Annotated in this window: 24 protein-coding genes and 1 riboswitch; of the genes, 7 read left to right on the top strand and 17 right to left on the bottom strand. The window is 43.0% G+C overall.

Features of this window, described 5'->3' with window-relative positions:
- Positions 1 to 10: 10 nt before the first annotated feature.
- Positions 11 to 1,144 carry a 23S rRNA (uracil(747)-C(5))-methyltransferase RlmC gene (rlmC, locus tag GQA99_RS15125; protein WP_160055115.1) on the bottom strand — a complete coding sequence of 378 codons (1,134 nt, stop codon included), beginning with the start codon at positions 1,142 to 1,144 and terminating at the stop codon, positions 11 to 13.
- Positions 1,134 to 1,613 carry a transcriptional regulator OhrR gene (gene ohrR / locus GQA99_RS15120; protein ID WP_160055112.1) on the bottom strand — a complete coding sequence of 160 codons (480 nt, stop codon included), beginning with the start codon at positions 1,611 to 1,613 and terminating at the stop codon, positions 1,134 to 1,136. The genes rlmC and ohrR overlap by 11 nt, the downstream gene beginning before the upstream one ends.
- 205 nt (positions 1,614 to 1,818) lie before the next feature.
- On the opposite strand from ohrR, the gene GQA99_RS15115 reads away from it, so the two are divergent.
- The gene (locus GQA99_RS15115; protein ID WP_160055110.1) at positions 1,819 to 2,010 is read left to right on the top strand and encodes a cytoplasmic protein; all 192 of its coding nucleotides are present in this window, start codon (positions 1,819 to 1,821) and stop codon (positions 2,008 to 2,010) included.
- Between the two features lie 64 nt (positions 2,011 to 2,074).
- On the opposite strand, the gene GQA99_RS15110 is transcribed toward GQA99_RS15115, so the two are convergent.
- The 3 genes from GQA99_RS15110 to GQA99_RS15100 form a co-directional block, all read right to left on the bottom strand.
- On the bottom strand, positions 2,075 to 2,455 hold the full coding sequence (locus GQA99_RS15110) for a SpoIIAA family protein (RefSeq protein WP_160055108.1): 381 nt from the start codon (positions 2,453 to 2,455) through the stop codon (positions 2,075 to 2,077).
- A 161-nt stretch (positions 2,456 to 2,616) separates the two neighbouring features.
- Positions 2,617 to 4,026 carry a multidrug transporter subunit MdtD gene (gene mdtD / locus GQA99_RS15105; protein WP_206194582.1) on the bottom strand — a complete coding sequence of 470 codons (1,410 nt, stop codon included), beginning with the start codon at positions 4,024 to 4,026 and terminating at the stop codon, positions 2,617 to 2,619.
- Positions 4,027 to 4,122: 96 nt separating this feature from the next.
- A complete protein-coding gene (locus GQA99_RS15100; protein WP_160055106.1) occupies positions 4,123 to 4,677 on the bottom strand; it encodes a TMEM165/GDT1 family protein in 555 nt (184 codons plus the stop codon).
- Positions 4,678 to 4,759: 82 nt separating this feature from the next.
- Positions 4,760 to 4,886: riboswitch (yybP-ykoY riboswitch) on the bottom strand.
- Between the two features lie 258 nt (positions 4,887 to 5,144).
- On the opposite strand from GQA99_RS15100, the gene GQA99_RS15095 reads away from it, so the two are divergent.
- Both GQA99_RS15095 and GQA99_RS15090 read left to right on the top strand, forming a co-directional pair.
- Entirely contained in the window at positions 5,145 to 6,347 is a 1,203-nt protein-coding gene (locus GQA99_RS15095; RefSeq protein ID WP_160055103.1) for an aromatic amino acid transport family protein, read from the top strand.
- Positions 6,348 to 6,479: 132 nt separating this feature from the next.
- Positions 6,480 to 8,636, top strand: coding sequence for a S46 family peptidase (locus GQA99_RS15090; protein WP_160055100.1), 2,157 nt, complete (start codon positions 6,480 to 6,482; stop codon positions 8,634 to 8,636).
- A gap of 8 nt (positions 8,637 to 8,644) precedes the next feature.
- On the opposite strand, the gene GQA99_RS15085 is transcribed toward GQA99_RS15090, so the two are convergent.
- The 3 genes from GQA99_RS15085 to GQA99_RS15075 form a co-directional block, all read right to left on the bottom strand.
- Complete coding sequence (locus GQA99_RS15085; protein WP_160055097.1) at positions 8,645 to 9,376, bottom strand: 23S rRNA pseudouridine(2604) synthase RluF; 732 nt, start codon at positions 9,374 to 9,376, stop codon at positions 8,645 to 8,647.
- Between the two features lie 27 nt (positions 9,377 to 9,403).
- Positions 9,404 to 10,096 (bottom strand): DUF998 domain-containing protein, encoded by a 693-nt coding sequence (locus GQA99_RS15080; protein WP_160055094.1) that lies wholly within the window; start codon positions 10,094 to 10,096, stop codon positions 9,404 to 9,406.
- Between the two features lie 137 nt (positions 10,097 to 10,233).
- Entirely contained in the window at positions 10,234 to 11,577 is a 1,344-nt protein-coding gene (locus GQA99_RS15075) for a Na+/H+ antiporter NhaC family protein (RefSeq protein WP_160055091.1), read from the bottom strand.
- Positions 11,578 to 11,944: 367 nt separating this feature from the next.
- Between GQA99_RS15075 and GQA99_RS15070 the strand changes: the two genes are divergently transcribed.
- Positions 11,945 to 12,229: a hypothetical protein gene (locus GQA99_RS15070; RefSeq protein WP_160055088.1), complete on the top strand. Its 285-nt coding sequence runs from the start codon at positions 11,945 to 11,947 to the stop codon at positions 12,227 to 12,229.
- Between the two features lie 55 nt (positions 12,230 to 12,284).
- On the opposite strand, the gene putA is transcribed toward GQA99_RS15070, so the two are convergent.
- From putA to GQA99_RS15050, 4 genes are all read right to left on the bottom strand, one after another.
- Positions 12,285 to 15,479 carry a bifunctional proline dehydrogenase/L-glutamate gamma-semialdehyde dehydrogenase PutA gene (gene putA, locus GQA99_RS15065; protein ID WP_189386232.1) on the bottom strand — a complete coding sequence of 1,065 codons (3,195 nt, stop codon included), beginning with the start codon at positions 15,477 to 15,479 and terminating at the stop codon, positions 12,285 to 12,287.
- 380 nt (positions 15,480 to 15,859) lie between these two features.
- Positions 15,860 to 16,441 carry a TIGR04211 family SH3 domain-containing protein gene (locus tag GQA99_RS15060; protein ID WP_160055082.1) on the bottom strand — a complete coding sequence of 194 codons (582 nt, stop codon included), beginning with the start codon at positions 16,439 to 16,441 and terminating at the stop codon, positions 15,860 to 15,862.
- Positions 16,442 to 16,582: 141 nt separating this feature from the next.
- A complete protein-coding gene (locus GQA99_RS15055) occupies positions 16,583 to 17,851 on the bottom strand; it encodes an inorganic phosphate transporter (RefSeq protein ID WP_160055079.1) in 1,269 nt (422 codons plus the stop codon).
- 24 nt (positions 17,852 to 17,875) lie between these two features.
- Positions 17,876 to 18,556: a TIGR00153 family protein gene (locus tag GQA99_RS15050; protein ID WP_160055076.1), complete on the bottom strand. Its 681-nt coding sequence runs from the start codon at positions 18,554 to 18,556 to the stop codon at positions 17,876 to 17,878.
- Between the two features lie 238 nt (positions 18,557 to 18,794).
- Here GQA99_RS15050 and GQA99_RS15045 point away from each other — a divergent pair, with 238 nt between their 5' ends.
- On the top strand, positions 18,795 to 19,772 hold the full coding sequence (locus GQA99_RS15045) for a CYTH domain-containing protein (RefSeq protein ID WP_160055073.1): 978 nt from the start codon (positions 18,795 to 18,797) through the stop codon (positions 19,770 to 19,772).
- A 94-nt stretch (positions 19,773 to 19,866) separates the two neighbouring features.
- Here GQA99_RS15045 and katB read toward each other — a convergent pair whose 3' ends face one another.
- The 5 genes from katB to GQA99_RS15020 form a co-directional block, all read right to left on the bottom strand.
- Positions 19,867 to 21,327: a catalase KatB gene (gene katB, locus GQA99_RS15040; protein ID WP_160055070.1), complete on the bottom strand. Its 1,461-nt coding sequence runs from the start codon at positions 21,325 to 21,327 to the stop codon at positions 19,867 to 19,869.
- A gap of 268 nt (positions 21,328 to 21,595) precedes the next feature.
- Complete coding sequence (locus GQA99_RS15035) at positions 21,596 to 21,838, bottom strand: YgjV family protein (RefSeq protein WP_160055067.1); 243 nt, start codon at positions 21,836 to 21,838, stop codon at positions 21,596 to 21,598.
- A gap of 186 nt (positions 21,839 to 22,024) precedes the next feature.
- The gene (locus tag GQA99_RS15030; protein ID WP_160055064.1) at positions 22,025 to 22,462 is read right to left on the bottom strand and encodes a PaaI family thioesterase; all 438 of its coding nucleotides are present in this window, start codon (positions 22,460 to 22,462) and stop codon (positions 22,025 to 22,027) included.
- 186 nt (positions 22,463 to 22,648) lie between these two features.
- Complete coding sequence (locus GQA99_RS15025; RefSeq protein WP_160055062.1) at positions 22,649 to 23,317, bottom strand: helix-turn-helix transcriptional regulator; 669 nt, start codon at positions 23,315 to 23,317, stop codon at positions 22,649 to 22,651.
- Positions 23,318 to 23,725: 408 nt separating this feature from the next.
- Positions 23,726 to 24,331, bottom strand: a complete 606-nt coding sequence (locus GQA99_RS15020) for a DUF2238 domain-containing protein (protein WP_160055059.1) — start codon at positions 24,329 to 24,331, stop codon at positions 23,726 to 23,728.
- 201 nt (positions 24,332 to 24,532) lie between these two features.
- Here GQA99_RS15020 and serA point away from each other — a divergent pair, with 201 nt between their 5' ends.
- Positions 24,533 to 25,762: a phosphoglycerate dehydrogenase gene (serA, locus tag GQA99_RS15015; RefSeq protein ID WP_160055056.1), complete on the top strand. Its 1,230-nt coding sequence runs from the start codon at positions 24,533 to 24,535 to the stop codon at positions 25,760 to 25,762.
- A gap of 161 nt (positions 25,763 to 25,923) precedes the next feature.
- Positions 25,924 to 26,886, top strand: coding sequence for a tRNA-modifying protein YgfZ (gene ygfZ, locus GQA99_RS15010; protein WP_160055053.1), 963 nt, complete (start codon positions 25,924 to 25,926; stop codon positions 26,884 to 26,886).
- The last annotated feature ends 114 nt before the right edge of the window (positions 26,887 to 27,000 follow it).

Here is a 27,000-nt window from a genome sequence, read left to right as displayed (position 1 = left end):
TACGGTTAACTTACTGTTTTTCTAACATGACTAACACTTCAAAATGATCAGTATGCGGAAACATATCAAACAACTGTACTTTAGTAATATGGTAACCCTCAATATTGGCTAAATCTTTAACTAATGTGTGAGGATTACAGCTCGAATACACTATCGCTTTAGGCGCAAACAGAGTTAATGAACGGCACAACGCTTCGCCTAAACCACGTCTTGGAGGATTGACGATAATTAAATCGGGCTTGTCTTGGGTAGCCTGCCCTTGAGCAAACTGAGTGGAATCTAACGCACTGAAATCAACATGGGTTAGCCCAAGCTTTTCAGCTGATAGTTTGGCGCATTCAATCGCTTCAGCTTCAATTTCAATACCCGTTAAACGAATGTGTTTGTCGGCACAATGCAGGCCAAAGCCACCCACTCCACAAAACAAATCCCAAATGTAGCTAGGGTTAAATTCAGCCACCCACTCGCGGGCAGTTTGATATAACTTGGCCGCCACCTCTGGGTTGGTTTGAAAAAAGCTTTTAGGACGAATAAACAGCGGCACATGATTAAATTGCTCTTCTAAACGAGTGGCCTCAGTTAAAAAGATTTCTTGCTCACCTTCTAATATCGCCATGTGCACAGGTTGAATATTCACCGACACTAATGCTATCGCTGGAAACTCGTGTAATAGTTGCGGTAATTCTCGCTCAATCCGAGCAATGGCTTGTTCACTACGCAGCACAAAGCGCAACATAAATTGGCCGTGCTTTTGGCTACGTGTCAGTAAAATGTATTTCAGTTCACCTTTGGCTTTATCCACTCGATAAGGCGGTAACCCAGCTTGCTGTACAAAACGCTGTAAACGATGCAGAAGAATTTGCATATCATGCGGGTACAAGCTGCAATCACATAAACTAACAGCCTCACCCTGTGGATTAACCAAACCTAAAATGGGTTGATGCGCAGCGCCTAACACCACCATTTTTGCCTTATTACGAAAACCAGACTCGGCACTTACTACCGGAGGCAGCCATTTTGCTACGCTTAGCTCGCTAAATAATTCAAGGAGTTGCTGTTGCTTAGTGTCAATTTGCTGTGTCATCGGCTGCAAAATATTGCGACATGATAAACAATCACCGCGCTGAAAATATTCACATTTCACAGCTTGTTGCCTCGCCCGAATTCAGCATGGCAAATGCCTGATCACACAATTGTTTAAGTTGAGCTAAATCTTCTAGCGTTCCGCCCACTTTGCAGCGCATTTGCTCTGGAACCGTTAACGCTTGTTGATGCAACTCACGTCCCGCTTCGGTAACGTGCAACACCCGCACTCGTTCATCTAATTCACTGCGGCCACGGCTAACTAACTCTTTAGCCTCAAGGCGCTTAAGTAGCGGCGTTAATGTACCTGAATCAAGATGGAGCTTTTCACCCAAGGTTTTTACACTAATGCCAGGTTCTTTCCAAAGCACCATCATGACAAGGTATTGCGGATAGGTTAGCGACAACTCGTCGAGTAAAGGTCTATACGCACGGATCATCGCATTGGTGGCACTGTATAATGAGAAACACACTTGGTTTTCAAGTGCTAAAGGATTAACCGCTTGCTCGGGGGCATTTTTAATAGACATAGGCTTTACTCTGCTCACAAATAATATTCGATTTACCTTGGTATATCCGTGCAAATCCGACTGGAGATCTTACTAATTTTCGATTATATCACACATTAATTGCGCGCAATGTATTAACTCATCACCATTAATAAAATGATTTATCGCTCAAGTTTAGCCCTGCTATGCCGATATACTTTTACCCACTTAAAACTGAGGATAAAGCATGTCAATCAGTGTGAATGCACCATCATCAATGCCAACAACGATTGATTCTGGTAACAGTTTAAAAGTCGCTGTAATGGCGAAAGACCAGCAAGAAGCAGAAGGCCAAATGGCACTGCAGTTGATTGAAGCCGCCGCGCCAGTCGCGCCGCCACAGGGCAATAGCGGTCATAATATTAACACTACGGCATAGAAACATGATGCATAAAAAAACCTAGCAATTCACGCTAGGTTTTTATTTTTAAGGCCACTCATATTTAATAGCGTAACCATTTAAGTGCGTCATGTTGGTCTTCAAAATACTTCATTTCACCTGAAATAAACCAACTACCCATTTTAGCCGCCCATTCTTGCCAGGCTTTATTACCCCAAATAGCAACGCGCTCAAATTCAGACCCATGCTTTAATCCCAGCTTTAAATCATCCCAGGCGGCACGTAAATCCCAGCCCTCAAGTTCAGTAGCATCCAATAACAAACTAATTTTAGGTTGGTCCACCTGACTTAGTGCACCTTCAAGCATTGGCGTAATCACCAGATAGTCTTCATGGGTTAAGGTTCCCACCGCTTTAAGTGTCACAAAGAAAACATTCTCAATACGATTAATACCAATCGATAAACCGTGTTTTTTAATACTCATACCCCACTCCTTAGTGATATAAAAAACCGAGACTGATGTTTATATTTTAACCAACCAAGCCAACTGGAGTGTGCCTTAGTGCACAAATTTGAGTTAAGTATCCTATTTTCTGGATGGGTTATACTATTGCGCGTTAGTAAGTGATCTCTCAGCGAGAATTATTAATGCGCAATGGTATTACCAACCTCTTTAGGCAGCAGTGAAAAAATCGCCGCTGCAAACATCGTCATGATGCCTACGGTAACGAAGGTTAATTGAAATGCACTTAACACCTCTGCCTGACTGCCGCTACTGACACCCGCACTAAAACCACCCAACAATGCACCCGCACAGGCCACGCCTAGACTTAATGCTAACTGAGCAACCACAGACAATAGACTGTTACCGCTACTGGCACTTTCATCATCTAAATCTATCAGTGTCACGGTATTCATGGCCGTAAATTGCAATGAATTAATTGCCCCCAGAACCGCCAACATGCACAACATAAACCAGTAAGGTGTTTGTTCGTTGACTAATCCCATACTGGCCAACATCAATCCCAGGGCCAAAGTATTCACGGTTAATACAATACGAAAACCAAAACGTTCGATGATTGGACGAGCCAACCACTTAGCGAGCATTGCTGCTGCGGCCAACGGTAACATGCTCATACCCGCTTGAGAGGGAGAATAGCCTAATGCGATTTGTAATAATAACGGCACTAAAAATGGCAAAGCACCGCTCCCCAAACGGGCAAAAAGGTTCCCAAAAATACCAATGGAAAAAGTGTTAGTTTTGAATAATGAGGGTGAAAATAGTGGCTTTGCAATGCGGCCAGCTCGTAACCAATACGCTATCAAGCATGCCATGCCTGCAAATAACAGCAACATGACTCGTAAGTGGGGTAAATGCAGTTCGCCCAATCCTTCCATCGCAATGGTAATCAACAACATTGCACTACCAAACAACAAAAAACCTACACTATCAAAGCGTGTTTTTTGTTTTCCACGTAAGTCGGGAATAAACTTGAGCGCGGCATAACAACCAATGAGCCCTACCGGCAGGTTAATTAAAAATATCCAATGCCAGGTTAAGTATTGCACCATCCAGCCGCCCATTGCTGGGCCTATTAATGGGCCGAGTAATCCTGGGATAGTAATAAACCCCATAATCCGCACCAACTCTGATCGCGGATAAGCCCTCAGTATCACCAATCGCCCGACAGGAAACATCAATGCGCCGCCGAGCCCTTGCACCACCCGCGCACCTATCAACATATCAAGTGAATTTGATAATGCGCACAGTAACGATCCAAAACTAAATAATACAATCGCGCTGAAAAAAATCTTTTTGGTGCCAAAACGATCGGCTATCCAGCCTGATGCTGGGATCAATAACGCAACGGTAAGCATGTAGGCAATAATAACGCCTTGCATGCGCAGAGGATCTTCGTTTAAGTCGTTGGCCATTCTAGGCAAAGCGGTATTTAAAATGGTGCCATCTAACGATTGCATAAAAAATGCAATCGCCACCACCCAAGGCAAGGATCGGGCAGTCTTGTTATCAAGAATTTGGCTTTTGATCATCATCCCTCTTTATACCATTTCGCGTTAGTAAGTGATCTCTTAGCGAGAATTTAAAAGGGCTTAAACAAGGCGAATGACTGAATGAATAGTTATTCTCTATTACCACATGAGTGTGGCCACACCAAGCAGTGCAAAAATCAGCGCACAACCTCGGTGAATGAGTGCCATAGGTAACTTGTTCGCACTAAAGTGCCCCGCTAACACCACTGGCACATTGGCAATGAGCATGCCTAACGTAGTGCCAATAACCACCCAGGTCAGCGATTGATACTTTGCCGCGAGCACCACGGTAGCAATTTGTGTTTTATCACCTATTTCGGCAATAAAGAACAAAATAAACGTCGCGCCAAAAGCCCCGAGTTTATAAAAACGATTATCATCATCGTCGATTTTATCTGGAATTAATACCCATAATGCAATGGCAAAAAAGCTCGCGGCAATAAGGTAACGTGACCATTGAGGATCAAGCCAGCCTATCGCCCATTGCCCTAAATACGCAGCTATAAAATGATTAATTAAGGTGGCGAATAAAATGGCACTGATGATGGCCGTTTTATTGCTAAAACGAATCGCTAATAACAACGCCAATAATTGAGTTTTATCGCCGATTTCAGCAATTGCAACAGAAAAGGTTGAAGTGAGGAACGCGTCCAATGTGATTATCCTAGGGGTAAATGACAACTAAGCACAAGCCGCCGCATACCCCTTGATGCAGTGATTGTGCTTAGGTCTCGCTGAGTAAACATCACCGATTTACAGTGTGTTACTGTCTGCACCATGGCATGAGGCCAATTATGTTGATACAGACACCTTGCATGCAGCTATGCGCAATACAAGATTAGCTACTCCCCTAAAACTAGGCGCATTATAACGACTTAGGTATTTTATTCAATCACCTGTTTTTACATTGTAAATGCTACTAAAAAAACATAGCAGAGCAACAGTAATACCGTAATGCTACGCTATTGCAAAAATGACGTGTAAAACAGTTTGGCGTAATGTTATGTAATTGTTTATAAACACAGCTGTTGGCCTTTAACTGCCGAAGATCCTTGCCTGCTCAGTCACCCTTCTGCTAATGTCCGACACAAATAAAATAATAATTAGACAGGACGTTTGCTGTGAATTTGAAAACCTTAGGTTCTATTTCTATTGTTGCCGGAACCGCGATTGGTGGCGGTATGCTCGCCTTGCCATTGGCAACCGCTGCATTAGGCATTATCCCTGCATTAATCTTATTAGTCGTCATCTGGGCTATTTCAGCTTATACCTCTTTACTAATGCTAGAAATCAATCTGCGCAGCGGTGTTGGCGATAATGTTCACGCCATCACAGGTAAAACCCTCGGTAAAGTCGGACAACTGCTCCAGGGAGGCTCCTTTCTCAGTTTATTATTTGCACTTACCATGGTGTATTTAATGGGCGGTTCATCGTTGCTTGAGACACGTCTAGCCCCCGTTGGCATTAACATGAGCAACCAGGTTGCCGTGATTTTATTTACCCTATTTTTTGGTGGTTTGATTGCTATTGGTGTTAAATGGATTGATAAAATATCGCGTATCTTATTTAGTGCCATGGTGCTGTTATTAGTTGTCGTTGTGAGCTTTTTGCTGCCAGACGTTAGCCTAATGAACGCATTAAATAACTATTCAACAACAGTTGCCTCGGGCGATGCCCTGCAACAACTTTGGTTAGCCGCGATCCCTGTGGTGTTTACCTCTTTTGGCTTCCATGTCTGTATTGCAACTATCGTGCGCTACCTAGATGGTGATGCGGTGTCATTAAGGAAAGTGCTTCTTATTGGCTCAACTATTCCTTTAATTTGTTACATTTTGTGGTTACTGGTAACTCTTGGATCGTTAGGTGGTCAAGCCGTGCATAGTTTTGGTGGCTCATTGCCTAAACTGGTGGCAGCGTTACAAGGTCTTGTGCAATCAAGCATCATTAGCCAGGCCATTGATCTCTTTGCTAACCTTGCGTTAATCACCTCGTTTTTAGGGGTTACCATGAGCTTATTTGATTATGTTGCTGAACTGACGCGCGCTAGAGATGATATAAAAGGACGCGCTAAAACCTGGTTAATCACGTTTGTACCACCCTTACTATGTGCACTGTATTACCCAGATGGTTTTTTCCAGGTTCTTGGTTTTGCCGCAATACCATTGGTGGTGATGATCATCTTTTTACCCATCGCCATGGCATTAAAGCAGCGCGCTCAACTGTTGGGTGGCTATCAAGTTGCCGGTGGTACTTTTGCATTATTACTAGCAGGGTTGATCGGCATACTCATTGTGTTTGCTCAGCTCATGGTTGCACTGGGCTAATTCAGACCTGTTAATCATTTGTAAGCGAGTTTTTCAGACGCTATCATGCGCGTTAGTCTTTTGTTAAAGTCAGGCCTAGCCTGACTTTTTTGTTTTTTGGGCAACTAATAAAACCTAAATGGAATAATGATAATGAAAAAATGGTTATTAACCGCCGCCATCGCCGCCAGTTTTGGCGCTGCAGCAGATGAAGGGATGTGGCAGCCACATCAATTGCCTGCAATGGCTGACGAACTTAAAGCAAAAGGCTTAGAGATAAGCGCCGAGTCAATTTCAAAATTAACTGAGTTCCCAATGAACGCAGTTATCAGCCTAGGTGGTTGTACCGCATCATTTGTATCGCCAAAAGGCCTAGTTGTCACCAACCATCACTGCGCTTATGGTTCTATTCAGTACAACTCAACCCCAGAAAAGAACCTGCTTAAAGATGGCTTTTTAGCCAAAACGTATGCCGAAGAGTTACCAGCTACACCTGGCTCACGCATTTTTGTTACCGAAGAGGTCACCAATGTGACAGATAAAGTGACTGCGGGACAAATGGATAAAATTGGCAATGAGTTCTATAAAGGCATTGAGCTTCAACAAAAAACCTTAGTGGCTGAGTGTGAGCAACAAGACGGTTATCGCTGTCAGGTGTATAGCTTTCACGGCGGTTTAGAATATTATCTTGTTAAGCAATTAGAGATCCGCGATGTGCGCTTAACCTATAACCCAGCTGCCAGCGTGGGTAAATACGGCGGCGATATCGACAACTGGATGTGGCCTCGTCATACCGGTGACTTCTCATTTTACCGTGCGTATGTATCAAAAGATGGCAAGCCTGCTGATTTTAGCAAAGACAACGTCCCATATGAGCCAAAAAGCTTTTTGAAAGTCTCAGCTAAAGGCGTGAGCGATGGCGATTTTGTGATGGTTGCCGGTTACCCAGGACGCACTAACCGTTACCGCACCGCAGATGAAGTCAGTAATCAATTTGGCTGGGCTTATCCTGAAGGGAAAGTCTTGCAAGAGCGCATGATTGATATCATTAAAGAAACGGCTCCAGAGGGCAGCGACGAGCGCATCAAATACGAAAGCTTAATTGCAGGTCTTGCTAACTACGCTAAAAACTTTACCTCGATGATTGAGTTTTATGGCAAATCGACCATGTTGGCGGAACGTGAAAAAGTAGAAACCGATTTAGCAAACTGGATTAGTAAAGATAAAAAACGTCAGCAACAGTATGGCGAAACGTTAGCAAATCTAGAAAAGCTGGTTGCTAAAAGCCAACAAAACCAAGAGCGTGATATTTTACTGGGCTATATCGGTTACACCACTATGGTGACTACTGCACGCAGCTTATACCGTTTAGCCAATGAGAAAACCTTAGCGGATATGGCGCGTGAGCCAGGTTATCAAGACCGCGACATGACCAACTTTACTTCAAGCATGGAGCGAATCGACCGCCGTTATGCTGCAAGTGTTGATAAAGCGTTACTCGCTGACTTACTGACACGCTATGCCGCATTGCCTGCTGAGCAACGCATTGTCTCATTAGATAAAGCCTTTGGTATTAGCAATAAGTTTGACGCTAACGCCTTAGCGAAAACCCTCGACAAAATGTACGCCAACACCAAGTTAGACGATCAAGACACCCGCTTAGCCTGGATGAATAAATCGGTGGCCGACTTTAAAGCGTCAAACGATCCATTTATCCAATTTGCAGTACAAACCTATGACGCTGATATGGCACTCGAAAAAGCCAAGAAGCAGTTAGAAGGTGACCTCATGAAAGTGCGTCCACAGTACATGGATGCCATCATTGCTTACAACCGTGAGTTAGGTAAACCCGTATACGCTGATGCAAACTCAAGTTTACGAGTGACCGTCGGTAACGTAAAAGGTTACTCGCCACAAGATGGCTTAATGGCCGAACCCTTTACTCGCCTAGAAGGACTTTTAGCCAAAGATACTGGAGTTGACCCATTTGATGCACCAGCTAAACAGCTTGAACTGATTAAGCAAAAGCAATATGGCGATTACTACGTTAAAGCGATTGATTCAGTACCAGTTAACTTCTTATCGACCTTAGACACCACCGGCGGCAACTCAGGTTCACCGACGTTAAATGGTCGTGCTGAATTAGTTGGTTTATTGTTTGATGGCGTATACGAAAGCATTATTGGCGATTGGGGCTACGATGCTCAAAGCAATCGCTCTATTCAAGTTGATAGCCGCTATATGCTATGGGTGATGAAGTATTTAGACAATGCTGACAACCTATTAGCGGAAATGGATATCGCTAAATAGCCCCTGCTTTAACTCAGTGACGGTAACTCATTGAGTTGCTGTAAACTTAATAACTCTGCGGCCGATACTGGCCGCATTGTTTTTTCTGGCAAATCATCTAAACACACCTCCATGAGTTTTGTTCTCAATAAATCTACCACCTTAAACCCCAGCGCCAGACACATACGGCGAATTTGGCGATTTAAGCCTTGGGTTAACACAATCTCAAACTTGTCACACTCACCACAATTACCTAATGAGCGTATGCGACATGGACGAGTTTGCACATCTTTATAACTCACACCTTGTGCCATTTGCTTTAAAAATGCTGGCGTTATTGGTTTATCGACCTGCACAACATAGGTTTTTGTGTGGTAAAAATCAGGATGCATTAACGCGTGTGTTAACTCGCCATCGTTGGTAAGTAACAACAAGCCGCGAGAGTCTTTATCTAAACGACCCGCTGGATATAATCTTGGGGTTTGCGGCAACAAATGGATCAAACTGCTTGGGTCGCTTATCAATAAGCGGCAATCGATGCCAATAGGTTTATGGTACAGCCAATATTGCTTATCTTGCGGGGGTAATACAGCAACACCATCAACACAAATATTGAGCATTTGCTGGCTATCAACCCGCTCGGTATGGGTGGCTAATTGTTGGTTAATCGTGACCCTTCCGCTGTCAATTAATCGCGATGCCTGACGACGTGACGCAACACCACAGAGGGCTAAATAATGACTAATACGAACCAAAGACATGCTCTGTCGCTACCCTTAACTTAAAAACTAATAGTTTTCTAGCCACTTATACGCCACTTTTTGCTGTACTTTAATGGTTTTCATCATGCTAAAACTCAAGCAGACACACCATAAAATATTGGCTTGAGTTAATGACCACATTGCTAACGACACTACACAAAATTGCGGTAAATAGTTTGAGCAGGGAGGGAAATCCAATTGATGCCAGTCCAGCAACACTATTAATATTGTGCCACTGATTAAAGCGATAATCGTCAGTAATAACATGCGTTTATTCATGGTGCTACCGGGTTTAAAATAATCTAATACACACACGCAATGCAGCACAATTGAACTGACTAAATACAGGGTAGACACGTTACGGTGAGTGTCTAAAAAGTTTATCGGAAATACCCCCATCAAAATAATACTGATGCCAACAACGCAACCCACCATAGCCAGGTATCGACTCAGTCCATCTTGATAGGTATTAAACACGGCCACCATGGCTAACAAGAAGCATGAACCGCCGGCTAATAAAGACAGGTTGAACACCACAGCTAATGGCGAGTTCATATAGTCGCCTAAGGTATCAGGGCGAATTAACAGCATATCGAGACTGACACCACCGGCTTCTGCCAATAATGCACTGCCAACACCGAATGAACAGATCATCGCTGTGGCCAAAGACATAAACACAATCACTAGGTGTAAATCATAATTTCGAGTTTTAGATATCACCAGTGAATCTTTATGCTAAAAAAGGGGAGGCAAATATTAACCTGTTAGCGGCTAAATTTAAAGCAAATAACAACATGCCCAGCGGTTTAAGGCTGGGCATGTTGGTCATAATAGTACAATGGGTGTTCTTTGGCTTATTAAGCTCGCTTACGCAAAATAACAATAGCGACTGCCGTTACTGCTAACACCATGCAGTACCAGGCGTTTGATACAGCTGTTAATGGGCTGATGGTAAACACTGATGCGATAAGTAATGCTTGCGCGCCATGAGGGATTAACCCCTGAATAATACAGGCAAAAATATCGAGAATACTGGCCGCACGCTTAGGGCTAACACCGTGTTTTTGGGCTAATTCTTTGGCAATATCACCAGTAACCACAATCGATACCGTATTGTTGGCCACACAGGTATTGGTTGCAGCAACAATAGCCGCCATGCCTAGCTCTGAAGCGCGGGTTGATGCCTCACCATTGGCTTTTGAGAATCGACCAATCAATCGTTCAATTAACTGGCTAACAAAAGTCAATCCGCCTTGCTGTTGCATTAACGCGGCTAAACCACCCACTAACATCGACAGGATAAAAATTTCCTGCATGTTGGTAAATCCAGTGTAAATATCATTACCCATTTGAATCACGGTATATTCCGAAGTAAACACCCCAGTTGCCCCCGCAAATACAATGCCTAAAGATAACACCACGAATACGTTAAGCCCTGCCACAGCCAACACCAGGATGGTCAAGTATGGGAGAACTTTCAAAATATCGATATCTTGTGCAGCAATGTCTGCTTGTCCCTGGCCGGCTAGGGCAAATAATACCAACGTGATAATTGACGCTGGGATAGAAAATACTAAATTCTCACGAAACTTATCTTTCATTTCACACCCTTGAGTACGGGTTGCCGCAATGGTGGTGTCTGAAATAATTGATAAGTTGTCGCCAAATAATGCGCCAGACATCACTGCGCCCGCCATTAATGCGTAATCAATTTGTGCCTGGTCAGCAACGCCTAACGCCACTGGCGCTACAGCGGCAATGGTGCCCATTGAGGTGCCCATTGACGTGGCAATAAACGCCGCAATCACAAAGAAGCCTGGCAACAGTAAATTAGACGGGATAAACGATAACCCTAAAGCGACGGTAGCATCTACACCGCCTGTCGCTTTAGCAACGGCAGCAAAGGCACCTGCAAGCAAATAAATTAAACACATGGCGATAATATTGCTGTGACCAATGCCTTCGATGAAGGTTTCAATGGCCTGGTTAATTTTCTGTTTAGATAACATAACTGCCAAGACTATGGCGGGTAAAATCGCAATCACACTCGGTAATTGATAAAACGCATAATCAACACCTTGGCTTTGAAAATACAAGCCAGCGCCAATAAATAAACCCAAAAACACAAATAGGGGCAGTAAGGCCACAAACGACGCTGGACTATTGAGTGCTGTCGTTGGTGATGAAGTTGGTTTGGTCAAAGTAGTCTCTCTTTATCTTTACGATTAGGGGTTGTCGGATGAGAAAAGCGAGTACGACACAATCTCGGTCATCGGTGATTATCTAGTATGCATAACACAACACTAAATACTGCAGTCGCATCTTAACAAGTTGAGCCAAGAATAAGAGAACTAAACAACCATGTCAATCTGGACGTCTAGACTTCTTTGCTTCCGTAGTAAAATTTGTGTAAAAAACTGATAACTGCTACAAATATTTTACATAAACATAATCAATTTATCGATTTAGTGCTATTTTTCTACCAAAAAATTGATTTATGTTACGACTAACCTAATGCCGATTTGCTAACCTGACAAGAGTTCATCACCATGTTAACAAGGTGACATTATGGAACGTAAACCAGACAGAATGACAGCGATGAGGCAGATCATCACTCAAGTAAAAATCACCTTCCCATTAGATCAGGCTGACATTTTTAACTGTGGGCCAACCAATACTTGTGTCGGTTGCCCTAAAAAACTATTGGATCTAGTCGACGCTGAAATCAATTATTGGGAAGCCGCCATGGCCCAAGGGGTTACCCCTTCACTCGGTGATATCAGCCGCTTTGCGAAAATGTGCACTAACGTTAGCCGTGGTTTAAAACGAAATAATGTTCCCACTCAGCATTAGCGGGCATAAAAAAGCCCACTTTAGCGTGGGCTAATCAGCATAATGACTTTATGAGTTACTCGTCAGCATCGCCTAACGACAATAGCGTAGCATTGCCACCAATAGCAGTAATGTTATTGGTGCGGGTCTTTTCGGTCACAAAACGGGTTAAGTAGTGTGGTCCACCAGCTTTAGGGCCTGTGCCAGACAAACCTTGACCGCCAAAGGGTTGCACGCCAACCACAGCGCCAATTTGGTTACGGTTAATGTACACGTTACCTACATTGACTTTATCTGCTAAAGACAGCGCATGGCCTTCGTTACGACTGTGGATCCCTAACGTTAAACCAAAACCTGTACTGTTGATTTCATCAATCACTTTAGCAAGATCAGCAGCCTTGTAACGAATGACATGCAAAATGGGTCCAAAGTGTTCTTTTTCAAGTAACTTAATTGAGTTAATTTCAACTGCGGTAGGTGCCACAAAGTGACCGTTTTCTGTCCCAGCTGGTAACTCAAGTTTATTGATCAACTTGCCGACCTGGCTAATATGATCAATGTGGGCATTCAAGTTCGCTTTAGCAGTAGCATCAATCACAGGGCCCACATCTGTTTTAACGAAGCTTGGATTACCAATCACTAACTGTTCCATGGCGCCCTTCATCACTTCAATGACGCGGTCGGCAATATCTTCTTGTAAAAACAATACACGTAACGCCGAACAACGCTGGCCAGCACTGGTAAATGATGATGAAACCACGTCATTAACCACTTGCTCAGGCTGTGAAGTTGAGTCGACCACCATGGCATTTTGGCCGCCGGTTTCAGCAATTAACGGAATAATCGCACCATCTCGGTTTGCCAATGTACGGTTAATTAATTTGGCAGTACCGGTAGAACCTGTAAAACACACACCACCAATACGTTCATCAGCAGTAATTGCCGAACCCACCACAGCCCCTGTACCCGGTAGGAACTGCAATACATCTGTTGGGATACCCGCTTGATGTGCTAACTGAACCGCACGGAAACCCACTAAACAGGTTTGTTCTGCAGGTTTAGCAATAACCGTATTACCCGCAGCAAGCGCTGCAGAGACTTGGCCTAAGAAAATCGCTAACGGGAAGTTCCATGGACTAATACACACAAAAATGCCGCGGCCCTGTAGAAACAGTTCGTTTAACTCGCCTGTTGGGCCAGGAAGTAATTCAGGCTTAGCCATCATCTTCTTCGCTTGCACGGCATAGTAACGACAAAAATCGACGGCTTCACGGACTTCATCAATACCGTCTTGAATGCTCTTACCGGCTTCGCGGGTACACAGAGCTATCAATTCTTCGCGGTTTTCTTCTAATAGGTCAGCTAACTTTTGTAAAGCGTTAGCACGTGTTTCAACTGGCGTACGCGCCCAACCTGCAAAGGCTGCATCAGCACCCGCAACGGCTTGTTCAATGGCATTGGCATCAGCAAAGGCCACTGTCCCCACAGTTAATGAAGTATCATATGGACTAACAACGGTTTGAACTTCACCCGCTAAGGTTTTACCGTTTACCAATGGACCCGCAGTCCATTGTGTATCGCGGTATTTATCCAGTGCAGCAAAAAATGGCTCTGACTCAGAAATAATATTCATGTTTAATCCTTTAGAGTTTTTACGTTCTGCCCCGAAAATATCAGCTGGTTGAACAATTTTATGGTTAGCGAGCGACTTATAGCTCAATAGTGTCACCAATGGGTGAACCACTAGGCTGTCGATTGGCGTATTTGGGTCAACTAATTTATGTACAAATGAGGTGTTGGCACCGTTTTCAAGCAGACGACGCACCAGGTACGGCAGCAAATCTTTATGAGCGCCAATGGGCGCATAAATACGCACCGATTTAGCACCGCTTTCTGCCAGCATGGTGTCGTAAAGCTCTTGACCCATACCGTGTAAACGTTGAAATTCGTATAAACGATCACCCGCCATAGCATCAATACTGGCTACGGTTTGCGCATTGTGAGTCGCAAACTGTGGGTAAATAGCACCACGAGTCGCGTCTGACAACAAATAACGTGCGCAGGCTAAATACGATACGTCAGTGCCAGCTTTGCGGGTATAAAGTGGGTAGCCAGACTCGCCCGCTTGTTGTGCCCATTTAAGCTCACTGTCCCAATACGCCCCTTTCACTAAACGCAGCGGAATTTCATCGCCTTGATCTTTGGCTAGACGCGTTAACCAGCATAATGTTGGTAAACAGCGCTTTGAATAAGCCTGCACCACAATGCCTAATAAGCCCCAACCCTTGGCGGCTTCAGACTGATATAGCTGCTTAAATAATGTTAACGATAATTCAAGGCGATCGACTTCTTCGGCATCAATAGAGATACCAATGTTAAGTTCACGCGCCTGGACGATGAGCTTAATGACGGTGTCGTATAATTCGCTTAATACGCGGTCTTCATTCGCAACTTCATAGCGCGGATGTAACGCTGACAATTTGATAGAAATAGTCGGTCTTGGCGACTCAGACTCGTTATATTGCTGAGCGCCTAAATCACGGATCGCATTACTGTAATCGGTAAAATATTTTTGTGCATCGTTGGCAGTGAGCGCTGCCTCACCGAGCATGTCGTAGCTGTGTGTGTAGCCTAATTTGCGTTTAGCTTCGCTGTTTTTAAGTGCTTCTTTAACATCACGGCCTAATACAAATTGCTTACCCATGATTTTCATCGCGGCAAGCATGGCTTGGCGGATCATTGGCTCACCAACACGGTTTACGAGGCGTTTTAACAAATTACTTGGCGAGCCATCAATGTTACGGTCTAATTTTACAATGCGACCTGTCAACATTAAGCCCCACGTTGATGCGTTAACCAGCACAGAGCCACTTTTATTTAAATGTTCATCCCATTTTGCACCAGACAATTTATCTTCAATTAATGCATCAGCCGTTGCCGCATCTGGAATGCGCAATAAAGCTTCTGCTAAACACATTAAAATAATGCCTTCTTGCGTTTCTAAGCTGTATTGCTGCAAAAAGGCATCAATACCGACCATTAGGCCTTTTTTCTCAAACTGGCGTACTTTGCTCACAAGTTCATGGGCACGACGAGTGACTTGTTCAATGTCCTGTTCAGACGACGGTACAAGTTTAATTAATTCAGACAGGTATTGCTCTTCATCGACAATGTAATTATTGGTCACTGCGGTAAACAGCTCATCAAGGGTGGCATTGTCGTAGCGGCCGTCTAGTACTTCACTCGCTTTGAACATAGTATTCGCTTCCATCTGGTCGGGTTAAGGATGGTTATTGTGATTGTTGAATGGACACTGTATTCACGAATATTTTATTTTGTATACAATGTACGATCTCATTTTCGGCGATTATACCTTCAAAATGTGAACTTGGACACAATAGTTGAAAGCTTGTTATTGAATGTTTGATTAATGCCATTGAATGAATAACAAAAATAACGATGAACGAGATTTTTTCACGAAGAAGATTGAATTAAGCGCATGATTAATAATAACTAATAAGGATGATACCACTATGGAGATAGGTGAATTAATTTCATCAAAAAAATGAAAAATAAAAGGCCAACGTTTTAATTGTTGGCCTTTATAGTCGACGTTATCGCGATTAACGGTTTACTCACCGTTATTTGAATTTACATCCAGCGGTTTTTCTTACGGCGCTGTGGGCGAGGTAAATAAACCAAAATAATACCGATTAACGCCCCTAAGCCACCAATTAATCCACCTTGCTGCCATAATTCATAGCGCTGGTCATCAGCCACTTGAGCAATTTTAGATTGAGCTTCATCACGCTGTTTAATCGCCAGCGCTAATGAGGTCGTTAATTCAGCGATTTTTTCATTCGCCAAATTCAAGTATTCTTCGGTATTGTCTGTGCTTAACGACTCTTTATTGAGTTGTTCATTAGCCAGCCTTAGTTGCGCTTCCATCTCAGGAAAACGTACACGGTAGCTAGGCTTATCGGTAACTAAACTGGCTAATACCCAACCTTCACGACCTTTATGATCGATAATTTGGGTAAAGTCACCTTCGGTATTATCTAATAACGTGACAGGTTGACCGGCTTCTACACTGCCAATAATTTTGAACTCTGTTCCTGGCCCACCATGAAGATAGGTAAATACATCATCAGAGATATAATCGGGTTCAGCAGGCGCAGCAAACACACCACTTGGCGCAAGCACTAAAATAAAGATTGAAAGCAGTCTTAACACGGGTAATTATCCAAACGTTGTAAACTTGTTGTCATGCTATTTATTAAATGCCCTGAATGCAAGAAGGAAGTCATATGACTTCCTTCTTAAATGCATTTAACCATTCATATTTTTACGAATGTGTGCGGTTCGGTAGCTATATTAACTAAAGATACCTTGGATAATGTAAAAGAACACTATCGATAATGCCGCGCCAGCAGGTAAGGTAACTACCCATGACACCACAATATTACGTACCACACCGATGTTAATCGCCGCAATACCACGAGCCATACCCACACCTAATACCGCACCCACTAAGGTTTGAGTCGTTGAAATAGGTAGACCAGTGCCAGAAGCCAATACCACGGTTGATGCCGCTGCAAGTTCAGCTGCAAAACCACGACTCGGCGTTAAATGAGTAATGTTTTTACCGATCGTTTGCATTACGCGCTGACCAAAAATAGCCAAACCTAATACAATACCCACAGCGCCTAATGGTAAAATCCACCAGTTTAAGACAGCTTTAGAGCCAATCACACCACCACTTTCAACAATAGATACTACAGCAGCTAAGGGGCCAATCGCGTTAGCAACATCGTTTGAACCGTGGGCGAATGCCATACAACATGCTGTAACTACCATCAAAATAGCAAACACTTTTTCTACGTTGCCATACTGAGTTTTCAAATCAGCTTTTTCGTTCATTTTTAAACGGCCAATAGCGACTTTACCAATCAGTCCGACAATTGCTGCAACCACTATCGCTAGCACATAGGCTTCTGCTGTAGAGAAATGCAAACCCACATGTTTTAAGCCTTTAGTAATCGTCACAAGTGACATCACAAAGCCAGCCAGCGCCATGTAAAAAGGCACGTATCGTTTAGCACTGCTTAAAGGATCGTCAGTATTGAAAATCAGCTTTTGTACGCTTTGGAAAATCATAAACGCAATAAAGCCTGAAATTGCAGGTGTTACCACCCATGAACCAACGATTCCGCCTACCGCACCCCATGCAACTGAATCAATGCTCACACCTACGGCAGCAAAACCAACAATTGCACCAATAATAGAATGCGTTGTTGATACAGGCCAGCCTAATGCTGAGGCCACGACTAACCAGATACCTGCTGCAAGTAATGACCCAATCATACCGTACACTAACAGCTCAGGTGATTCGGTAAAGAAGCTTGCGTCAATAATACCTTTACGGATAGTACTGGTCACTTCTCCGCCCGCTAAGAACGCACCAGCGAATTCAAAGATCATTGCAATAATGATGGCTTGTTTAATAGTAATGGCATTAGAACCTACAGAGGTTCCCATAGCATTGGCTACGTCGTTTGCGCCAATACCCCATGCCATCAAAAATCCAAATGTTGCCGCAAGCATAATAAGCATTGGGCCATTGGTGACTAATACATCAACCATGTTGTTTCCTTGATAACCTTGTGATTAATTACGAGCTAACATTAGCTCTAGGCGGGAACCGACACGCTCAGCAAGATCTGCTAAACCTCCAACCCATTCGATAATTTTATACATGAACATCACATCAATAGGATTCAAACCATCTTCTAATGCGTATAACTGGCGACGCACTTGAATTTGTAAATCATCAGAATCTTCTTCGATAATATCGAGTTCATTGATCATTTTGGCAACCAACTCAACTTCACGACCACGGAAACCGGTTTCGAGTAAATCGTCGAGCTCGTTAATAGCTTGCTTAGCTAAAGACACGGCATCTAAACAACGTTTAAGATAGGCACCGAAAGCAGCTTGTACAGGCTGAGGAAGGACTAATTGACGGCCGATAACACGACCAGAGATATCTTTTGCCGTGTTCGCAATCTTGTCTTGTTGAGTTAATAACTCAAGTAAGTCAGTTCGCTCAACTGGCATGAACAGTCCACCTGGTAACGTCAGGCGGATTTCGCGCTTAAGTGAATCAGCATCTTTTTCCAACAAACTAATCTGTTTGCGGATCTTTATCGCTTCATCCCAGTCACCTGAAATGGTTGCGTCAAAGAAAGGAACAAGAAGCGATGCACACTCATTTACTTTGTCGATATGCAGTTCTAAAGGCTTAAGAGGTGATTTTGCAAACACACCTAAAATAGAGTTTACTGGCATTGCCGTTTACCTATTTAATTAATTCCAGTTTGGAAAAAGCGGGCGCATGTTAACCTAAGCGTCCGCATAATGAAACTGTGTTTTTTAATTTTGTAACACACAGGTTCTCAGTTATCGTTGCTCATTATATATGATGCGAGCATGGCTATCCTAAGATATTTTTATTACAGCAATATGACATTATGAACATATTATGACGCATTAATGAACATTTGATTACAGATAGGGCAAAAAGTAAATGGGCACAGAAATAGAGCTGAAACTCTTCATTCAACAACAAGATCATGATTTATTAAAAAAAATATTGAATGAACTCCCTCATTCATCCCCAAAAGTTGCAAAAAATCTGTCTAATGGCTATTTCGATACTGCCGATTTACAACTGCGTCGTTGGGATGTGGGCTTGCGTGTAAGAGGCTTTGATGAACTGCTCGAACAGACCATAAAAACAGCAGGTAGTGTTGTTGGGGGCATCCATTCTCGCCCAGAATTTAATGTCAGTATTAATCAAAAAGTGCCAGACCTGTCACTTTTTCCGTCTAAAATTTGGCCAGACGGGCAAAACGTTAATGCGCTCACAGAATCTCTTGAATGTATTTTTGAAACCAATTTTAAACGACAAACGTGGCACATTGAACATCAAGGCTCTGTCGTCGAAGTCGCCTTAGATCTGGGTGAGATTATTGCAGGTGATCTCAGAGAACCGATTTGCGAACTTGAATTAGAATTACTCTCAGGCCAAGCCTCATCGATACTTCCTTTAGCCATCGAGGTGGCTAAATCAGTTCCGGTGCGCCTCGGTAAAGCCAGTAAAGCCCAACGTGGTTATCAATTAGCTGGAAAATCGCCTAAAGTTGCAACATCACCTTTAGACAAGATGCCAGCAGTAAGCATTAACCTAAACCAGGAGGCGTTAACTCAAACGCTTGCCGATGCTTTAGAATGCTGGCAACTGGTTGAGCAGCGCTTATCAGTGGCTTCGCTTGTGCAACAAACACCACTATGGGCACAACTCATTGAGTGTATGGAATTAATTGAAAATTCGTTAACACGACTTAACCACAGAAACAACCAACTCGATGCACTTGTTAATCCGGTTTTAGCCGCTGTAAAAACGGCGGCTGAGGCGACATCAAGTTCCTCATTAGCAGCGTTATGGCGTCAACCACAATATGGACAATTACAATTAGCGCTAGTCGCTATGCTAATGAGTTAAAGGCTGGCTGTTCTTTACTGGTTAGTTTTGAGAGACAAAAAAACAGCAAGGCGAGCCTTGCTGTTTTTATTGGGTTACATCTAGCCTAATTGCACTATTTAGCTAATGCTTGTTTTACCCGTAGTCCATAATCAGCATCGGCTTTAGTAAAATGATCGACCATCGTTTGTTGTACCGCTAGCGTTGTCTGACTTAAAGTGCCGGCAATAGTATCAACTAAACGCACTTTCTCTTCTTCACTGAATAGTCGGTATAAGTTACCCGCTTGAGTAAAGTCGTCTTGGTTATAGCGACTGTATCGTGCGGCCTCACCGTCTAAACGTAATGGTGGCTCTGCAAAATCAACATTTTCAGTTAATGGAGCCTGAGTATTAGGGCCATAATTGACACTTGCGTCACCACCGGTTTGGCTACCTTGGTATGGGCATGCCGTTCCTGCCATAGCACCAGCACGTTGATGATGATTCGCTTTGGCGGCATGTGGACAGTTAACCGGTAGCTGATTGTAATTGGTACCAATACGGTAACGTTGAGCATCAGCATAAGAAAACAATCTCGCCTGCAACATTTTGTCTGGTGATGCACCTACTCCTGGCACTAAGTTACTTGGCGCTAATGCCACTTGCTCCACTTCAGCAAAGTAGTTTTGCGGTAAACGGTTTAGCTCAAGTACACCCACTTCAATCAGTGGATAATCACTGTGAGGCCACACTTTAGTTAAATCAAACGGGTTGATGGCATAGGTGTTTGCATCAGCCTCAGGCATAATTTGCACATTGACTGTCCAACGCGGGAAGTTTGCATCCTTAATGGCCACCATCATGTCACGCTGTGACGAATCTGGATCAATCCCTTTTAAGATATCGGCTTGCTCGCCTGTTAAGTTTGCTACACCTTGCTGCGACTTAAAGTGGAACTTAACCCAAAAACGCTCACCTTTGGCATTCCAAAACGAGAAAGTGTGTGAACCATAGCCGTGCATTTGACGATAGTTGGCCGGAATACCACGGTCAGACATCAAAATAGTCACTTGATGCATCGCCTCTGGGTTTAGCGCCCAAAAGTCCCACATGGCTTGTGGATCTTTTAAATTAGTTTGTGGATGACGTTTTTGGGTGTGGATAAAGTCTGGAAACTTAATACCATCACGAATAAAAAACGTTGGCGTATTATTACCTACAATATCGTGATTACCACGTGCAGTGTAAAAACGAAGACCAAATCCACGTGGGTCGCGCTCAGCATCAGCAGACCCCATTTCGCCGCCCACTGTCGAGAAACGCACAAATGTTTCTGTTTGCTTACCTACACCATTAAAATGGTCGGCAATAGTATATTCGCTTAAATCTTTGGTTAAGGTAAATGTGCCGTATACACCGGTACCTTTTGCATGCACGACACGCTCAGGAATACGTTCGCGGTTAAAGTGGGCAAGCTTTTCAATTAAATGCCAATCTTGTAAAAGTAGCGGTCCACGCTCACCTGCCGATAAAGAGTTTTGATCGTCTGCTACTGGAGCGCCATTTTGACTTGTTAAATAGTTACCTTGATTCATGTTTTGCTCCTATGCCTGGTCTGTTAACCACTGCTCAATTATGTCGTAAACTGTTGCCATGATGATTTTCCTTACTCAGCTCATCATTTGATGAAGCGATAATAGAGGGTCCTGACAATTAATTAAAACGATTAAAACAGATAGCCGCAAACTAAAAAATAGATTTAAGATTGCGGTTTGCATTGAAAAAACAGATTGGAAGTCGTAGGAGTAAATTATCGGCAATAAAAAAGCCAACATCTGTATGTTGGCTTATATACCCAATAGATTATTGATTATCGGGTGTGGGTGCTCGGTATAACTTAACCAGATAATAAAGATCGATCAGTACAATGAAAAAGTTAACCAGAGCCACCGGAAACGCGTCAATCGCTAAACCATAAGCGACAAACAAAACTGCACCAATTAAATTCCACCAACGTAACTTTTTGATGTCAGACATCATCAACGAAATAGCGACCACAACCGAAGCCAAATATCCAACCCATTCCCAGATATTAATACTGTCCATGGATTCTCCTTATAATGAGGTGATTATCACGCTATCGCGCCATTAACCCCAGTTAATAGCGCTACATTCGCGACGACTAATCAAGTAAAGCATCTTGTAGGGATATTATAAAACCTATAAGGCTAAAACTTTGATCTACAGTTGATTTAGCTCAAGTATAGTGACGATATTAACGGCTTGTGACGTTTATCGCTCAACAACGGCTGCGGTCATACGTGAGATACAACATAACTCGCCAGCACTGTTACGAATTAAGATTTCCCAAACTGAGCTGCGTTTACCCAGATGCACGGGTTTAGCGGTAGCGGTTAGCTCACCATTGCGTGAAGCTTTTAAATGGTTAGCATTAATCTCCTGGCCCACACAATAATAACGCGTAAAGTCGACGACAAAGTTTGCCGCATAACTGGCAACCGTTTCAGCTAATGCGACATTCGCACCACCATGTACAATCCCTAACGGATTATGCACCGAAGGGCTAGCAGGCATGGTTGCGACCATATAGTCATCACCAATCTCAGTGATTTTAATGCCTAATGTTTGCATTAATGTGCCTTTACCTTGCATACCAGCATCTAAACGAGCGCAATCTTCAAGGGTAACGTTGCTAAACCAAATACTCATAATTACAGTCCATTTTTATTGTTATCGATTCAGTCGACTTCAAGAGTCTACTTTTTCATTTTACTTTTAACTATTTACTTTTCTCTATTTATTCTGACACTTACAGATAAACATTTCAAAATAAAACCAACAAAATACAAAAAAGGAGCCGAAGCTCCTCAATGTCAGTCAATGTGATAATTTCATCTAGCTGACTAATTCACAATGGCTTTGATAGGTTTGTGCCCATCGTAGTAATTCGACTCGATTTCGCGACTCTGTCTTTCTAAAAATAGAAGACACATGTGCCTTTACCGTATGCTCACTTATGCATAAGCGCTGAGCGATTTCTTTATTACGGGCACCACTCGACACCAGCTGAATAATCGTTCGTTCACGATTAGTGAGTCGTTGCATCATGGCTTCGGTTTCTTCTGGTAATTCAGTATTGGTGTCGAGCTGTTGCACTAGGCGCCTAAAAATTTTACTAATGAGCGGTCTGTCGTACCACAGCTCATCTGACACCATTTTTCTTAGGCCAGTTAACATTAAGTCCATACGCTGATCACTATACAGTAAGCCGCGTACACCGAGCAGTAATGCAGACTCTTGGTCTAATGAACCACGTTCGACTTGGTATAATGCAACAGGAACATGATTAACTAAACGTGACACCAACAAAGGAATACCCTTTGCATCTAATGCGGCGCCCTTTTGTGAAATGAGATAAAAGTTGTTGGCATTTTTATCAAGTTCAAGTTCGGCTGCATGCTTGACAATACGGGTCTTTAAGCCGATTGATTCTGCTAAAATAGCTAAATGGCATGGTGCAGCGATTTGATGTAAAAACACCAATTCATCGATATTAGAACTCATCACTCTTCTCCCTGAAAAGCTTATTTTGCTCATTGATACATGAGCACATCCTAAGCGCCATTCTATACGTAAAAGAAACCCGTTGACTAGCATTAAGGCTTAGGTATACAAAAATCGGTTTTACATTTAACACTTTAGAGTAATAGCACTAAACCAATCATCTCGACCATTTAATTGCTCTGACATACACATACGGCGGAAAGTTGAGATAACAAGCTTGGGTTCAGTCGCTAAATACACTGGTGATATAAGCTAATAATAGCCAATTTTTGCTAGTACAGAGGACTAATATGTCAATCTAAAGTATTAATAGCTCATTAGACTGACATTTATAGCTTTTTTACACTACGAAAGACTAGGGGCTGTTGTGGCAATAACATCAACCGCCCTTGCAGAATAACGAGTTGATTAGTTTACCAGCATGTGTTTTATTTGCTTATTGTGCAGTGGCGTCAACACTAACAACGCAACAATGCCCCCAATTAAGGCTAAAAACATATCAGACTGTGTGTCCCACACATAACCTTGAGTGCCTAAAAACGCCTCGGCATTTTCACCTGTCGCCGCAGCAACCCACCACTCAATCAGTTCATAAAAAGCCGAAAACGCCAATACAAAACACACCGCTAAAAATTGGCACCAGGCACCAATTTGCATCACCTGCTTACGAATAAATATCTCTCGCGCTAAAATCACCGGAATAAAGCCTTGGGCAAAATGTCCTACTTTATCGTAGTTGTTACGTTCGCTACCCATTACCTGCGCTAACCAGTCAAACCAGGGAACTTCGGCATAAGTGAATCTTGCGCCAACCATTAACACACAACAATGTACCAAAATAAGCCAATAAGCCAGTGATGTCAGCGGGAAGCTTTTACGACTAAAAAATAGAATAGGTAAGGCAATTAATGCAGGGATGGCTTCTAGCCACCAGGTGAACATATCTTTAGGATCACTTACCGACCATAACAATACCAACAGGTAAATCGCTATCCATATTACGCGCATTTTCATCCTAAATTCCTCATCTGCGATATTGTTCTAAATTTAAAATATTACTTTAGCCATCTAGCCCTCCACAAGCCATAAAAAAAGTGCTACTTTGGCATTGCGTCGGAAGTCCGCATTTATATCACAACTATAAGTACATGCATTAACACTAATAGTCTATGTATTAGCATAAGCACCATTTAATGATGAGAGGGTACCCATATCATGGCGAAACACTCGCTTGACAAGGATAAAATTAAAATCCTGCTGTTGGAGGGCGTCCACCAAACTGCGGTTGATGTACTAGAACGTGCAGGTTATACCAATATTGAATATCACAAAGCCTCACTTGGCGAAGAGGCGTTACTCGCCTCCATTAAAGATGCTCATTTTGTTGGATTACGTTCCCGTACTCAGCTTACTGAAGAAGTATTACACCACGCTGAAAAACTCGTCGCGATTGGTTGTTTTTGTATTGGCACTAACCAGGTTGATTTATCAACCGCTGAAAAGTTGGGTATCCCAGTTTTCAACGCACCGTTTTCTAACACGCGTAGTGTTGCTGAATTAGTCATTGGCGAAATTATTATGCTAATGCGCGGCATTCCACAACGTAATGCGATTTCACATCGTGGTGGTTGGTTAAAGAGTGCTAACGGCAGCGTCGAAGTGCGCGGTAAAACCTTAGGTGTGATTGGTTATGGCCATATTGGAACTCAGCTGGGTATTTTGGCTGAAACCTTAGGCATGAGAGTGATTTTCTTTGATATCGAAGACAAATTACCGCTGGGTAACGCATCACAAATTCATTCAATGGACGAATTACTCGCCCAGGCTGATGTTGTGAGTTTACACGTACCTGAAACGGCTCAAACAAAGAACATGTTTGCTAAAGCTGAATTTGCCAAAATGCGTCAGGGCAGCTTCTTTATCAACGCTTCTCGCGGCACTGTGGTAGAAATTGACGATCTCGCGCAAGCGTTAACATCTGAGCATTTAGCCGGTGCCGCAATTGACGTTTTCCCTGTTGAGCCAAAATCAAATGACGATGAATTTGTGTCGCCATTACGTGGTTTAGACAATGTGTTACTGACACCGCATATTGGTGGTAGTACCGCTGAAGCACAAGAAAACATTGGTATTGAAGTCGCAGGTAAATTAGTTAAATACTCAGATAATGGTTCAACCTTGTCTGCGGTTAACTTCCCTGAAGTGTCTCTTGCACAGCATCGTGGCACCTCGCGCTTATTGCATATTCACCAGAACCGTCCGGGTGTATTGATTAAAATCAACCAGGCGTTTTCTGAAAAAGGCATCAACATTGCAGCTCAGTACTTACAAACCACTGCTGAAATCGGTTACGTGGTAATGGAAGTTGATTCTGATCAAGCTGAAGAAGCCTTAGTTGAACTTAAATCAATTGAAGGCACTATTCGTGCTCGCGTATTGTTTTAATCTAGCAACTCATTAGCTGGGGTTAATTAAGTTGTTCAAAAAGCTACCTTGTCCACAAGGTAGCTTTTTTTATTGGCTTTAAACCACAGCCCTCTGTTGAGTATGATATTAATCCGTTACACTTCAGCACATATCGTCTTATTCTTTCGTTAGGGATCGTTATGACAATTTCAGCAAGCCAACCAGATTGGGACTTCATTACCACCTCTCCAGCATTAATGTTATCGAGTTTGTCTCACATGGGATTAATCGAAGTCACCGGAGAGCAAGGTCGCAGCTTTATACATGGTCAGGTGACCACAGACATTACCTCCTTAGCCGCTGACCAATGGAAATGGGGCGCTCACTGCGATCCTAAAGGTAAAATGTTAGCCAGTTTTCGTACGTTTGCCATTGCAGACAGCCTGTTTATGTTAATGCCGACATCGACTCTTGAACTTGATTTACCGCAACTCAAAAAATACGCGGTATTCAGTAAAGCTGAGCTTAGCGATGTCAGCAGCCAATACCAAATTATTGGTGTGGCGGGCAGCGAAGCACAGGCGTTTATGACTCAACAATTTGGCGATGTATCAGCAGCGTTAACCTTGGTTGATGGTGGTGCGGTATTGCGTGATGGTGAGCGTTTTATTGTCATTTTTGCTAATGATAAAGCCTCGGCATTAATCAGTGCATCACAACAAACATTAGTTGATGCTAGCGCGTGGCAGGCATTAGAAATCAAAGCAGGTTACCCTAATATTGATGCAAGCCATTCAGGCCAATACGTCGCACAAATGTGTAACTTACAAGCCATTGATGGCATCAGCTTCAATAAAGGCTGCTATATGGGCCAAGAAACCATCGCCAGAATGAAATATCGCGGTGGCAACAAACGCGCTCTGTATATTTTGTCGGGCACCACCAGCACAACCATTAACACCGACACCCAATTAGAAATCGCCTTAGAAGATGGTTTCCGTCGTGGGGGCAATATTATTGAGTGTGTTCAACAAGGCGATAAAGTCCTTCTTACTGCCGTATTGCCCAACGATACCGAAAATAATGCGCAACTGCGTATCGCTGACGATGAAAGCTCGCAATTGACCATTATTGAATTACCTTATTCATTAGTCGATGCTTAATTAAATCAGAGAGTTAATTATTAAAGCGAACCCTAGGTTCGCTTTTTTATTTTTGAACACTCACGCAATATTTGACGTATATTGTTGTTATTATGATTACGTTAACAAGCTGTC

Origin of the sequence: Shewanella litoralis, assembly GCF_009828585.1 — a bacterium.
Classification (GTDB): Bacteria; Pseudomonadota; Gammaproteobacteria; order Enterobacterales; family Shewanellaceae; genus Shewanella; species Shewanella litoralis.
The sequence above is the reverse complement of the archived record's forward strand: the minus strand, read 5'-3'. Positions and strand labels throughout refer to the sequence as shown.

Coding starts and splice junctions, on each gene's coding strand:
- ohrR (WP_160055112.1), bottom strand. CDS start 1,613: ATGTCTATTAAAAATGCCCCCGAGCAAGCGGTTAATCCTTTAGCACTT.
- GQA99_RS15115 (WP_160055110.1), top strand. CDS start 1,819: ATGTCAATCAGTGTGAATGCACCATCATCAATGCCAACAACGATTGAT.
- GQA99_RS15110 (WP_160055108.1), bottom strand. CDS start 2,455: ATGAGTATTAAAAAACACGGTTTATCGATTGGTATTAATCGTATTGAG.
- mdtD (WP_206194582.1), bottom strand. CDS start 4,026: ATGATGATCAAAAGCCAAATTCTTGATAACAAGACTGCCCGATCCTTG.
- GQA99_RS15090 (WP_160055100.1), top strand. CDS start 6,480: ATGAAAAAATGGTTATTAACCGCCGCCATCGCCGCCAGTTTTGGCGCT.
- GQA99_RS15085 (WP_160055097.1), bottom strand. CDS start 9,376: ATGTCTTTGGTTCGTATTAGTCATTATTTAGCCCTCTGTGGTGTTGCG.
- GQA99_RS15070 (WP_160055088.1), top strand. CDS start 11,945: ATGGAACGTAAACCAGACAGAATGACAGCGATGAGGCAGATCATCACT.
- putA (WP_189386232.1), bottom strand. CDS start 15,479: ATGGAAGCGAATACTATGTTCAAAGCGAGTGAAGTACTAGACGGCCGC.
- GQA99_RS15055 (WP_160055079.1), bottom strand. CDS start 17,851: ATGGTTGATGTATTAGTCACCAATGGCCCAATGCTTATTATGCTTGCG.
- GQA99_RS15050 (WP_160055076.1), bottom strand. CDS start 18,556: ATGCCAGTAAACTCTATTTTAGGTGTGTTTGCAAAATCACCTCTTAAG.
- GQA99_RS15045 (WP_160055073.1), top strand. CDS start 18,795: ATGGGCACAGAAATAGAGCTGAAACTCTTCATTCAACAACAAGATCAT.
- katB (WP_160055070.1), bottom strand. CDS start 21,327: ATGAATCAAGGTAACTATTTAACAAGTCAAAATGGCGCTCCAGTAGCA.
- GQA99_RS15035 (WP_160055067.1), bottom strand. CDS start 21,838: ATGGACAGTATTAATATCTGGGAATGGGTTGGATATTTGGCTTCGGTT.
- GQA99_RS15030 (WP_160055064.1), bottom strand. CDS start 22,462: ATGAGTATTTGGTTTAGCAACGTTACCCTTGAAGATTGCGCTCGTTTA.
- GQA99_RS15025 (WP_160055062.1), bottom strand. CDS start 23,317: ATGAGTTCTAATATCGATGAATTGGTGTTTTTACATCAAATCGCTGCA.
- GQA99_RS15020 (WP_160055059.1), bottom strand. CDS start 24,331: ATGAAAATGCGCGTAATATGGATAGCGATTTACCTGTTGGTATTGTTA.
- serA (WP_160055056.1), top strand. CDS start 24,533: ATGGCGAAACACTCGCTTGACAAGGATAAAATTAAAATCCTGCTGTTG.
- ygfZ (WP_160055053.1), top strand. CDS start 25,924: ATGACAATTTCAGCAAGCCAACCAGATTGGGACTTCATTACCACCTCT.